Annotated in this window: 11 protein-coding genes; 3 read left to right on the forward strand and 8 right to left on the reverse strand. The window is 63.8% G+C overall.

What is annotated here, in order from left to right; genetic code table 11:
• Positions 1–18: 18 nt before the first annotated feature.
• Both ACIP0B_RS04820 and ACIP0B_RS04825 read left to right on the forward strand, forming a co-directional pair.
• On the forward strand, positions 19–96 hold the full coding sequence (locus ACIP0B_RS04820) for a DUF2986 domain-containing protein (protein ID WP_400830206.1): 78 nt from the start codon (positions 19–21) through the stop codon (positions 94–96).
• 2 nt (positions 97–98) lie between these two features.
• Positions 99–386: a barstar family protein gene (locus ACIP0B_RS04825; RefSeq protein WP_400830189.1), complete on the forward strand. Its 288-nt coding sequence runs from the start codon at positions 99–101 to the stop codon at positions 384–386.
• 87 nt (positions 387–473) lie between these two features.
• On the opposite strand, the gene ACIP0B_RS04830 is transcribed toward ACIP0B_RS04825, so the two are convergent.
• Entirely contained in the window at positions 474–836 is a 363-nt protein-coding gene (locus ACIP0B_RS04830; protein ID WP_085585534.1) for a DUF6124 family protein, read from the reverse strand.
• Between the two features lie 543 nt (positions 837–1,379).
• Here ACIP0B_RS04830 and ACIP0B_RS04835 point away from each other — a divergent pair.
• A complete protein-coding gene (locus tag ACIP0B_RS04835) occupies positions 1,380–2,123 on the forward strand; it encodes a helix-turn-helix transcriptional regulator (protein ID WP_400830191.1) in 744 nt (247 codons plus the stop codon).
• A gap of 49 nt (positions 2,124–2,172) precedes the next feature.
• On the opposite strand, the gene ACIP0B_RS04840 is transcribed toward ACIP0B_RS04835, so the two are convergent.
• From ACIP0B_RS04840 to macA, 7 genes are all read right to left on the reverse strand, one after another.
• Entirely contained in the window at positions 2,173–3,087 is a 915-nt protein-coding gene (locus ACIP0B_RS04840) for a hypothetical protein (protein WP_400830193.1), read from the reverse strand.
• Entirely contained in the window at positions 3,084–4,049 is a 966-nt protein-coding gene (locus tag ACIP0B_RS04845; protein WP_400830194.1) for a hypothetical protein, read from the reverse strand. The genes ACIP0B_RS04840 and ACIP0B_RS04845 overlap by 4 nt, the downstream gene beginning before the upstream one ends.
• A complete protein-coding gene (locus ACIP0B_RS04850) occupies positions 4,046–4,990 on the reverse strand; it encodes a hypothetical protein (protein WP_400830195.1) in 945 nt (314 codons plus the stop codon). Before ACIP0B_RS04850 ends, ACIP0B_RS04845 begins: the two co-directional genes overlap by 4 nt.
• Positions 4,987–8,259 (reverse strand): toxin VasX, encoded by a 3,273-nt coding sequence (locus ACIP0B_RS04855; RefSeq protein ID WP_400830197.1) that lies wholly within the window; start codon positions 8,257–8,259, stop codon positions 4,987–4,989. The genes ACIP0B_RS04850 and ACIP0B_RS04855 overlap by 4 nt, the downstream gene beginning before the upstream one ends.
• Entirely contained in the window at positions 8,256–8,516 is a 261-nt protein-coding gene (locus ACIP0B_RS04860; protein WP_400830199.1) for a hypothetical protein, read from the reverse strand. The genes ACIP0B_RS04855 and ACIP0B_RS04860 overlap by 4 nt, the downstream gene beginning before the upstream one ends.
• 165 nt (positions 8,517–8,681) lie before the next feature.
• Positions 8,682–10,637, reverse strand: coding sequence for a MacB family efflux pump subunit (locus ACIP0B_RS04865; RefSeq protein ID WP_400830200.1), 1,956 nt, complete (start codon positions 10,635–10,637; stop codon positions 8,682–8,684).
• 2 nt (positions 10,638–10,639) lie between these two features.
• The gene (macA, locus tag ACIP0B_RS04870; RefSeq protein ID WP_400830201.1) at positions 10,640–11,788 is read right to left on the reverse strand and encodes a macrolide transporter subunit MacA; all 1,149 of its coding nucleotides are present in this window, start codon (positions 11,786–11,788) and stop codon (positions 10,640–10,642) included.
• Positions 11,789–11,839: the final 51 nt, after the last annotated feature.

The following is an 11,839-nucleotide window of genomic DNA, read 5'->3' on the forward strand; positions in this document are numbered from 1 at the left end:
CTGGAGAGACCTGAAACGATGAACCGCCGGAAGAAGATCAATCAACTGCTGAAGGCTCACACCAAAAAGGCCAGCGCACGGCCTTCGAGACAATGACGATGTCCCGCTTATCGCTCGTGAAAATTGACTTGAGTGAAGTCAGAAGTTCCGCCGAACTGCATGCTGTATTGAGAGATTCTTTTCAGTTCCCTAGCTGGTACGGCTGCAACTGGGATGCTTTCTGGGACGCCATTACGGGGCTCGTCGAAATGCCTCGGCACCTGCATCTTTTAGGGTGGAACACTCTGTCGGGGCGATTGCCGGAAGAGGCAAGGTTCCTGCAGAAATGCCTCGCACACATGAAAACTGAGTACCCGGAATTCGCGCCGGATGTCGAGTTCCTGTAGTTGGTTTTCAGGCCGACACTCAACAACCGCCCTGCAAATAATCACTCTGCGGCCAGCCCACATCGGCCCGCCGCAGAGGTTTTGCCCTTACGTCTTGGGCTCGACGTTATCCAGCGCCTGATTCACCGCCACCTCCCCCAGCATCACCAGTTGCGCGATGCCGACGGCGGTCTTGCGGTGGATGGGCTCCAGCACGGCGGCGAAGTTGTTGAGCATGGCGCCGGCCGAGCCGAGGGATTCGCTGGCGTTGGCCAGCAGGGACTCGGTGTCGTAGACCGGGTTGGCCAGGTACATCGGCTCGGGCGCCTGACGGTGGCCCAGCAGAGGGGACGGAGGGTTGAGGTAGTGGTCGAGGGCGCGTTCGGCGGCTTCGTTGAGTTTTCGGGAATCGGCGGATTCGTAGGGGGACGCCGGATCGGTGACGGGTGGATTCGGTGTTGGTTTGAACATAGATGAATCTCCTGGGCAAACGTTTTAGGAGTCATCACCCTTCGCTACCAAACGAAGGGTGGCGACCATACACAGGTTGGTAGACCGGTCCAGGAACCCGGCGCTTCCGAAGAAGCCCTGCGCATGGCCACCATCAAGCACACAGACGAAAGCGACGTCTGCGCAAGGTGGCGTAATGCGCCTGGAATGTCCGGGCTACCAAACCCGATCACTGTTCTTCAGTGACCCGAAAACGATAAGACCCGCCCCCCAGACGCACAAGCCGGCGGATTCTGGCGCAGGCGTAGGCAACGGCGCAAGGCGTCGTAGCCTTGGGGAAGTAACCGTGGGTGTCTTTAAACGCAGCGGTTTAAACAGCCGCCCCCGTGTTTGGCCGGCACGAACGCCCTCCCCCCGGTTATTAGCTAATAGCCCCTTCATTAAACCGTCTCTGAATCGTTGTATTAGGATAGGATCCAATTTCCGACGCGCAGTCACCGGCCACGGAGTTGGCATCCGGTGTGTCGGAAACGAGTAACCCATAGCCACTCATGGATGAAACATATGAACTCACATCTGTTCCCCCACATCGGCAAGGTCATCGCCAGCACCGGCAGCCGCCACTTTCCGCGGATGCTGCATGACCTGATCCGCACGCAACTGGCGGTGGATGCCATGCATATCCGACAGATGCGCGTGGAGCCGGTGGGCCGCTCGGCGGCCCGCAATGCCCCGGAAGAGGTGAAGAACCCCGCCCTGCTGGCCGAGACGGTATTTTCCGAACTCAGCACCGTCGGCCCGTCCAGCAAGCCCGCCGAATGCGAGCCCGCCGCCGCCACCGACGCATCGCAATTGCACCTGACCCGGCGCAAGGACGGCTACCGCTACGTGATCTCCGTGTACCGCTGCCCTTCCCAGCGCTTTTCCGCCCAGGAGCGCGGCCTGCTGCAGGACATCTCGCCGGTGCTGCTGCCCATGGTGGAAAAGCACATCCACGCCCTGCAACCGCCGGAGGAACACCCGCAGGCCTTGCTGGAAAGCGTGCAGCAAGGCCTTGACACCCTGCGCCAGCGCTTCCACGACCGCGTGCAGCAACTGGGCCTGCGCCTGTCCAACCGCGAAACGGAAGTGTGCGTCGGCCTGCTCGCCGGGCGCACCGCACCGGAGTTGGCCGAGCAGCTGCAACTGAAGGTCAACACCGTGGAGAGCTACCTCAAGCGCGCCGCGATCAAGCTGGGCATCAGCGGCCGGCACTCGTTGATGCGCTGGATGTATTCGCCGGAGGAGCACGCCACCGACGCCGCGTGATACGCGCACGACCGCCGGGGAGCCAGGATGCGCTCCCTGGCGGTCGTGCTCATGCCGGCGCCTCGGCTTGAGCCGCCAATTCCGCTTCGCGCTGGGCGATGGCGGCTGCAAGCGCCGGGGAGCGTTGGGCCCATTGCTCGGGGGGCAGGGGGTTTGACCATTCGAGGATGTCGGGGTGGGTCAGTTCCGGTGGATAGGAAAGCTTCCAGTCCTGCAGCTTTTCCGCCAGATAGGTGCCCAGAATCGTGATGCAGAAAATGCCCCACACAACACTCACTATGTCCCCTTTGCGCACATCGACGAACAGCGATCCGATTTGTGTTTCTTCGTAAGGCGCTATGCCGACTCGGCTGTCGGGGACGGAGTCTGGTCCGATCTCCATGTAGCTGCGCATGCACTCCCACAACGCCATCGCCGTGGTGCCGCCGCCGCAATGGAAGCCCAGCGAAAAAAATTTATTGTCTTCCAAAGCATTCGGGTCGGGGTTTTCGAAGCCGATGACCAACAGGCCCATCGTGGCCCTGCCGCCCTGACTGACCGATGAATGCTGGGTGGCGGCAGCGGTCACGGTTTCCCAAGGGACGATCCAGTATTCGCCGTTGTCGCGGGGCACGCAGACTTCGCGGCGCTGGCGGTTGAAGCGGACGGGCAAGGGGACTTCGCGGAACAACCCCTGGATTACAAAAATCGTAGGGATACCCATGATTAACAGTGCTGCAAACCAGATCAATCCAGGGTCTGGGGTGATGTACCCCATAAATACAAAAACCAGCAGCGACGGCCACATCACCATCACGACAGAACCGATGCTGTAATTGCCGATGTCAATAAAGACATCGTTCTTGCGCCAGATGGTATTGATCACGTCACAGGGTTTCTCCCCCGTAGGGATCGGCAACGGCGCCAGATAGTCATTGCGCGAAAACAGCCCTTTTTTCGTGGTGCCGGCCGTTGGCGTGCTCATGCCGGCGCCTCGGATTGAGCCGCCAATTCCGCTTCGCGCTGGGCGATGGCGGCTGCAAGCGCCGGGGAGCGTTGGGCCCATTGCTCGGGGGGCAGGGGTTTTGACCATTCGAGGATGTCGGGGTGGGTCAGGTCGGGCGGCGGCGATAATTTCCAGGTTTGCAACATCATCGCCAGGGGTCCATTCAAGAGGATGCCGCCTATCACCAGCCACACCGCCTTGCCGAACTCCTGCGCCACCCAGTATTGCCGGATACCATCCAGATACGCACAAGTAGTACCCCAGAAAACGCCCCGGCCCCGCAGCTTTTCCCGGCCGCCCTCAAAGTCGTTGGTCTGCGGCAAAACCTGCGGCCCGATCTCCATGTAACTGCGCATGCACTCCCACAACGCCATCGCCGTGGTGCCGCCGCCGCAAGGGAAGCCCAGCGAAAAATGCCTGTTGTCCTCGCTGGCGGTCGGGTCGGGGTTTTCGAAGCCGATGACCAGCAGGCCCATCGTGGCCCTGCCGCCCTGACTGACCGATGAATGCTGGGTGGCGGCGGCGGTCACGGTCTCCCAGGGGACGATCCAGTATTCGCCGTTGTCGCGGGGCACGCAGACTTCGCGGCGCTGGCGGTTGAAGCGGACGGGCAAGGGGACTTCGCGGAGGAGGCCCTGGATCAACCAAAAAATCGGGAGGGCCATGATGCAGGCGCCCAGGATAAGAACATCGCGACTGAATTCAGGGTCGATGTTTCGAATAAAGAATGAAATGGCTAAAAACAACACAACTCCCGGCCACATCGCCATCACCGCCGAACCAATGCTGTAGTTGCCGATGTCAATAAAGACATCGTTCTTGCGCCAGATGGTATTGATCACGTCACAGGGTTTCTCCCCCGTAGGGATCGGCAACGGCGCCAGATAGTCATTGCGCGAAAACAGCCCTTTTTTCGTGGTGCCGGCCGTTGGCGTGCTCATGCCGGCGCCTCGGATTGAGCCGCCAATTCCGCTTCGCGCTGGGCGATGGCGGCTGCAAGCGCCGGGGAGCGTTGGGCCCATTGCTCGGGCGGCAGGGGTTTTGACCATTCGAGGATGTCGGGGTGGGTCAGGTCGGGGGGTGGATTCAGTTTCCAGCGCTCCAGCACATCGATCAGCAATGTGTTGAATATGAAAATTCCGCAGAACCCTTCCCACAGTGCGGTTATGAGCCAACCTCTCAATTTCGCAGCGTTGATCAGATCGTCCAGGTATGTCGCCCAGATTCCCTTAGACCAATCGAATCGAGCGGTTTGATCCTCAACGGCTTCCGGCCCGATCTCCATGTAACTGCGCATGCATTCCCACAACGCCATCGCCGTGGTACCGCCGCCGCAAGGGAAACCCAGCGAAAAATGCCTGTTGTCCTCGCTGGCGGTCGGGTCGGGGTTTTCGAAGCCGATGACCAGCAGGCCCATCGTAACCCTGCCGCCCTGACTGACCGATGAATGCTGGGTGGCGGCAGCGGTCACGGTTTCCCAGGGGACGATCCAGTATTCGCCGTTGTCGCTGGGCACGCAGACTTCGCGGCGCTGGCGGTTGAAGCGGACGGGCAAGGGGACTTCGCGGAGGAGGCCCTGGATCAACCAAAAAATCGGGAGGGCCATGATGCAGGCGCCCAGGATAAGAACATCGCGACTGAATTCAGGGTCGATGTTTCGAATAAAGAATGAAATGGCTAAAAACAACACAACTCCCGGCCACATCGCCATCACCGCCGAGCCAATGCTGTAGTTGCCGATGTCAATAAAGACATCGTTCTTGCGCCAGATGGTATTGAGCACGTCACAGGGTTTCTTCCCCGTAGGGATCGGCAACGGCGCCAGATAGTCATTGCGCGAAAACAGCCCTTTTTTCGTGGTGCCTGCCGTTGGCGTGCTCATCGTTTGTCCTTGGGTTGCAGGTAAATGGCGCCGGGGTGATCGTCGCCGAGCGGGTAGTTCGGCACGCGATCCAGCTCGGGGGTCGGGTCGCCCCGCAGCGCGACGACGCCGGTGTCGTTGTTCAGGGTAAACGCCAGCCCTCGCTCCCCGCCGATGAACGTGCGGGCACCGAGCATTCCGGTGAGGGGCGTGCGGTAACGCAAGCGGAACGACACCGTGCTCGGCGGGGAACCGAGAACGTTCGGCAGTTCCTTGAACGGCCCGCTGAGGCGCAGCCCCTGGCCTTCCTTGACCGGTATCCACCCGCACCGGCTGCCGGCCAGCCAGTGCGGCGCCAGGTCTCGCCAGGGCCGCGGCGCCTTGTAGCCGTTGGCCGGGCTGTTCTTGATCAGGTGCCTGTAGCCCTGGGTGTCGATGGGATCGCCGATCATGCTCAGCTCCAGGTAGGCACTGCCGGGTTCGGCGCCCGGCAGGTCGATGGTCAGCGCGTCAACGGCGCTGACATGTTTCAGGCCGGCAAAGCTGTCGTCACGGGCCGGCCTTGCGCTGCTGCTCATGCTGACCCGAGGCGTATAGAGGATCAGGTACAGGCGGTCGAGCTCGTCCTGCTGGGCTTTCGGCGCGATGGGCGCCAAATCGCCCGCCCGTGCCTTGGACCAGCAGCAGGTGCTCAGGAAATGCTGCAGCGGCGTTTTCTCGAAGATCCAGGCCGTCAGGTACAGCACGCCCAATGCGGCGATGACCCAGTTCAGCGGGCCCATGCACAGCGTGTAGCGCAGGATGGCGACGTCCACAGTTATAGAACCGGCCAAGGCGCGGGCGGTGTAGCCAAACCCTAAAATCGCTTGGGCACCGAAGGCGGCTGCTTGCCCACCGACCACGATCTGACGCAATTCCAGCCATGGATCGACGGCGTTATGGGCCTTTTCAATTTGCTCCTGCAGAGACTTGAATTCGGACGATGCTGCAACCGCCGACAACCCACCAATCACCCCACCAAACAACGTAAGCACTGGAGCCGCAGATAAACGAATGAAGAATCTATCCCTCCCCAACCCCACCCTAACCTGACTATCCACCACCGCCACCAACGCCGCCGCCCCATACAAACTCGCCGAAACCGTGTCATTCACCCGCCGGCTTCCCATTCCCTCCAGCACCGCAGCCTCGCGCAAGTAGTTCTGCACATTCACCACGTTCACCAGCAACGCCGCCAACGGCACCACGCCACCGCTGTTGACCACCGCCGGCGAGTTCAGGATCCGCTCTCCCCGCCCGGCCCCGATCGCCTTGCCGGTCTTGCGCACCCATTCATCCAGGGCTTCGGCCCGTTGACCCAGCAGCTTCCACACCTGCCGCGCGCCCTCGTTCACGCGCTGCAAGCGGCTTTCGCCGCCCAGTCTTGCGGCGATGAAAAGGCTCATCCACGACGCACTGAAGCTGCTGTCGCCCTTGAGCAACAGCAGCGCGGCGCCCAGCCGGTTGACCAGCATGTTCCATTGGCTGGCGGTGTCCCGGGCCATGCCGGCGATGTCGTCGAGGATGTCGCTGCCCAGCGGCGCCAGTGCCTGATGGGTGGCGCTGAGGTTGTCGGCGGACAGCGCGGCCAGCAGTTCGCTCAGGCGCGAGGCGTTGTTGACGGCGGCTTCCAGCGACGGCGTCCAGGCGTTGAACAGTTGCCGCAGGGCGCCGCCGTCGGCCGAGCGCACATGGTCGGCGTACTGCTCGGCCCCCTGGGCGCGGATGCATTGGGCGCTCAGGCAGCCGGCGGCCAGTTCGCTCAGCCACCGGCGCGTCGGCAGGTCGTCGTAGTCGACGAACCAGGTGCCGCTGGCCGAGCGTTTGAGGTACACGCCACGGTCGGCGAACAGCACCGTGTGGCGCTGCTCCAGCTGCCGGAAATGCGCGGCGGCGGTGTCGCTGAACCACGTGTCCATCGCATCGAGGTCGATGTAGTCGCCGACCTTGGCGCTGAAGGCATGGTTGTCGCGGTTGGCGCTTTTCTGCGCCCGATACTCGCGGACAACGGCCTGGATCTCGTGGTGCAGGTCGGCCGGGATGAAGCCGCGCACCGGGGCCAGGATCTCGGCGATCCGGGCATCGCGGGCCGCCGTTTCTGCCGGGCCCGGCTGCCCGCCGTGCTGACGGGCGCGGGTTTCGGACTTCAGTTCCTCATCCAGCCGATGCTGGCTGTCGAGGATGACCTGCCCCTGTTCGGGCGTGAGCCGGATGTCGCGGTCCTTGTAGCGGTAACTGAGGTCGCCGGCCAGTTCGGCGCCATCCTCGGTGATCAGGCTGCGCACGAAGCCGCCGATGCTCAGGCGCAGGCTGTTCTCGCCCAGCCACTGCTCGTGATCGGCTTCCAGCCGTTCCTGTTCGTGGTTGATGTCGCGCAAGACGCCCAGGTCGTCGTCCAGGCAGGCGAACACCGCGTACAGCCCCTCGGCTTGGGTCTTGGCATTGTCCAGCCAGTCGCGGGTGCCCTGCCCGTCCCATGGTTCGGCGCTCCACTCGCCCGGCGGCTGGTCGCTGGCGCCGGGGTGTTGCGCGATGACACGCTCGCGCTCACGGGCGCGGTGCATGGCATCGGTGTAGGCCTTGATGTTGGCCCGGGTCGGATCCTTCAGCAGCGTCGCGCCGAGGGCGTCGGTGTCCTCGGCGTTGTCCTTGCGGTCGGCCTTCATCGAGCGGGCGTAGGTGCCGGGGATGAGTTCGGCCATGACCGCCTCGCCCTTGTCCAGCGGCGGGCAATGCGGCGCCTGCAGTTCGTCGGCCACGGTGCGCAAGGCGATCTGGCGCATGTGCTGGCGGCGCTTGGCGTCGCTGTCGCCCAGCGCCCGGCAGTGTTCGGCGTTCAACGGAAATTCGCTGTACAGCATCCAGGCGTCGTGGACTTTCGCCAATCGCAGGCCGGCCGACGGCGCGTCGGCCACCGGGCCGGGGGCAGCATCCAGCGCCTGCTCCTGCAACAGCCCCTGCGGCGAGACGGCAAACCGCCTGAGCGGCCCCTGATGCTGCCAGAGGTACACGAACCCTTCCCGCAGGCGACGGGCCGCCATCGGGCGGCTCCCGGGGGTGACGCCGGGAATGACGCAGGCGCTTTCGGCCTGCTCGTGCGCCAGCGCATAACGCACCGGCACGACGAACAGCTCGGCCTGGCTCGCCGGGCACGGCATCACCGGGCTGTTGATGTCCACATGGGGCTGGGCTCTGGCCGCGCGGTAGGCCTGAGCAGCCTGGTCAACCATGGCTAGTTTTTCGGCGCTCATGGGGCGAGGTCCTTTTCAGTCAGTAACTGCTGCGTCAATGCGCTGTTGAGGTTGTCCAGCCGCTGATGGGGGGTGACGCCGGGCTCAACGTGGATGCGGCAGGAGGTGCCGAGGGCTTCGGTGCTGCTGAAGGCCAGCACCCTGGAGTCGTGACGGAAAGGGGGAATCCGCAACACGAAGTGCGCCGCGTCGGTCGGCCGATACATACGCTTATCCTTGCGCAATGAGGAAAGGAGCGCGATGTCCAAACCCTCCATGGTTCGTGCTCGCGAGAATGGGCGGGCACGCTACCAAGGCCAAAAACGGATAGCTGTAGGGGGATTCTCTAAATTTTGAAGGACGCTTCTGTTGCGAAAATAAGCTGTTCAACAAGCGCAAAAAAAGCCGCGATCATGTCGCGGCGAATTGTCATGGGCGCCCGTTCAGTCCCGCGCCAACGCCTCGATCGGGTCGAGCCTGGACGCGTTGCGCGCCGGGACGAAGCCGAAGACGATGCCGATCAGGCTCGAACAGACCACGGCGGTGAGCACCGCCAGGGGCGAGAACACCATTTCCCATTCCTTGATGAACACCGAGAACAGGTGGCCGATGGCGTAGCTCAGGGCGATGCCGATGGCGCCGCCGAGCAGGCAGACCATCACCGCCTCCACCAGGAACTGCTGGCGGATGTCCGACTGCCGGGCGCCGACGGCCATGCGGATGCCGATCTCGCGGGTGCGCTCGGTGACCGACACCAGCATGATGTTCATCACGCCGATGCCGCCCACCACCAGGGAAATCACCGCGATCAGCGACAGCAGCAAGGCCAGCGAGCGGCTGGTCTTCTCCACGGTCTGCATGACGCTGTCGAGGTTGTTGGTGAAGAAGTCCTTAGTGCCGTGGCGCTGCAGCATCAGTTTGGTGACGTTGTCTTCCACCACTTTGCTCGGCTGGCCGTCCTTGATGCGCACGCTGATGCTGTCCAGGTAGCGCTGGCCCAGCAGGCGTCCGGCGGCGGTCTCGTAGGGCACCCAGACGTTGAGGGTCTTGCTGGCGAACAGGTTGCGGTTCTCCGCCGCCACGCCGATCACCGTGCACGGCAGGTTGCCGATCAGGATCACCTGTCCCAGCGGATCGACGCCGTCGCCGAACAGCCGGTGGCGGGTGTTGTAGTCGATCACCACCATCTGCGCCTGGCGCCGGGCGTCGCTTTCGCTGAACGGGATGCCCACCTCCATCTTGATCCCGCGCACCTGGAAGTACTGGTGGCTGACGCCGTTGACCTGGGCATCGACGTCGATGTTGCGGTAGCGCAGCAACTGGTTGCGCCCCACCACCGGGGTGGCGCTGTCGACGTAGAACAGCCCGTTGAGCGCGGTCACGTCGGCGGGCACCAGGGTTTCGATGGAGCCTGAGCGGCTGTCGCCGAAACTGGCGCCGGGGTAGATGTCGATGGTGTTGCTGCCGATGGCCTGGATGTCGTTGAGCACGTAGCGCTTGGCGCCCTCGCCGATGGCCGAGATCGACACCACCGAGGTGATGCCGATGACGATGCCGAGCATGGTCAGCAACGTGCGCATGCGGTGCGAGATCAGCGCGACCCAGGCCATGTTGAACGCTTCCTTGAACAGCCCCAGGCTCGCCACCAGGCGCCGGGTGCCGCCGGCCTTGGGGGCGGCGGCGGTGTCGTTGGGCAGCGCATCGGCCTCGCGCTCGTTGCGCCGGTCGCTGAGGATCTCGCCGTCGCTGACTTCGATGATCCGCTCGGCGTTGGCCGCGACCTTCGGGTCGTGGGTCACCAGAATCACCGTGTGCCCCGCGGCGTGCAGCTCAAGCAGGATGCGCATCACTTCCTTGCCGCTGGCGGTGTCGAGGGCGCCGGTGGGTTCGTCGGCGAGGATCACTTCGCCGCCGTTCATCAAGGCCCGGGCGATGCTCACCCGCTGCTGCTGGCCGCCGGAGAGCTGGCTGGGCCGGTGGGTGAGATGGCCGTCCAGGCCCAGCCGCGCCAGCAGTTCCTTGGCCCGGGCGTGGCGCTGCGGTTCCGGGGTGCCGGCGTAGATCGCCGGCATCTCGACGTTGTGCACCGCGCTCAGGTGCGGCAGCAAGTGGTAGCGCTGGAAGATGAAGCCGAAATGGTCGCGGCGCAGTTCGGCCAGGGCCTGGTTGTCCAGGTCGCGGGTTTCCTGGCCGTTGATTTTGTAGCTGCCGGCGGTGGCGTAGTCGAGGCAGCCGAGCAGGTTCATCAGGGTCGATTTGCCGGAGCCCGAGGCGCCGATGATCGCGACCATTTCCCCGGCCTCGATGGTCAGGCTGATGTTGTTCAGCGCCAGGAACTCACGGTCGCCGGCGGTGAAACTGCGGCTGATGCCGCTCAGTTGCAGCAAGGGTTCGCTCATGCTCACGCCCCTGCCGTGCGGGTCACCGGATCACCGATCACCACCCGGTCGCCTTCGGCCAGGCCCTGGTTGATCTGCACCTTGACGTTGTTGTTGATGCCGGTCTGCACGTTGCGCGCCTGGGCATGGCCCTTGGCGTCCAGCACCCGCACCGGGAAGCTGCCGTCGGCGTTGCGCGGGCCCAGCGCGGCCACCGGCACGGTCAGCACCGACTTGGCGGTGTCGAGCACCACCCGCACCTGGGCGGTCATGGCGATGCGCAGGCGGTGGTCGGGGTTGGGCACGTCGAACAGGGCGTTGTAGAACACCGCCGTGTTCTGCTTCGGCGTGCCGGCCGGCGGGGTTTCGAGGAAGTTCTGCGGCGCAGGCTCGGTGCCGCGCAGCTTGCCGTAATAGCGCTTGTCCTCGCCGAGGATGGTGAAGTACACCTCCTGCCCCGGCGCGATGTGAATGACGTCGGCCTCCGACACCTGGGCCTTGACCGTCATGGTGTCCAGGTCCGCCAGTTTCAGCAGCACCGGCGCCAGCTGGTTGGCGATCACGGTCTGGCCTTCCTGGGTGACGATGCCCACCACGTCGCCGTCGATGGGCGCGACGATCCGGGTGTAGGCCAGGTTGACCTTGGCGGTGTCGATCTGGATGTGCGCGCTCTTGATCTGCGCATCCAGCGCCAGCAGGTTGGCGGCCTGCACTTCGTAGTTCGACTGCGCGGTCTCGAAGTCCTGCCGCGAGATCGACGCATCGTCCTGCAAGTCCCGGTAGCGCTCGTAGATCGCCTTGGTCTGCTTGAGCTGGGCCTGGGTCGCCCGGCGCTGGGCCTGCAGGTTCTCTTCGTCGACCAGGGCCTGGCGCAAGGTGTTCTGCAGCACCAGCGGATCGATCTCCGCCAGCCACTGGCCCTTTTTCACCTTGTCGCCGACCTTGACCTTGAGCGACTTCAATTGCCCCGAGACCTGGGCGCCGACGTCCACCTGGCGGATGCCCTCCAGCAGACCGGTGGCCAGCACCGCATTCTCAATGTCACCGCGTTCGACCGTGGCGGTCAGGTACTGCGGCGCCTCGGCCGGTGCCTGCACCGTGTAGAACACCAGCCCGGCCACCACCGTCAGCGCCACGGCCAGACCGACTTTGCGCAACTTCGACTGTTCCATAAATGACCACAATTCCGTTCAGGGTTGGGCCCGGTCGGCGACCGGGCCCGG

It is taken from the genome of Pseudomonas sp. NPDC089534, assembly GCF_044749305.1.
Taxonomy (GTDB): domain Bacteria; phylum Pseudomonadota; class Gammaproteobacteria; order Pseudomonadales; family Pseudomonadaceae; genus Aquipseudomonas; species Aquipseudomonas ekonensis.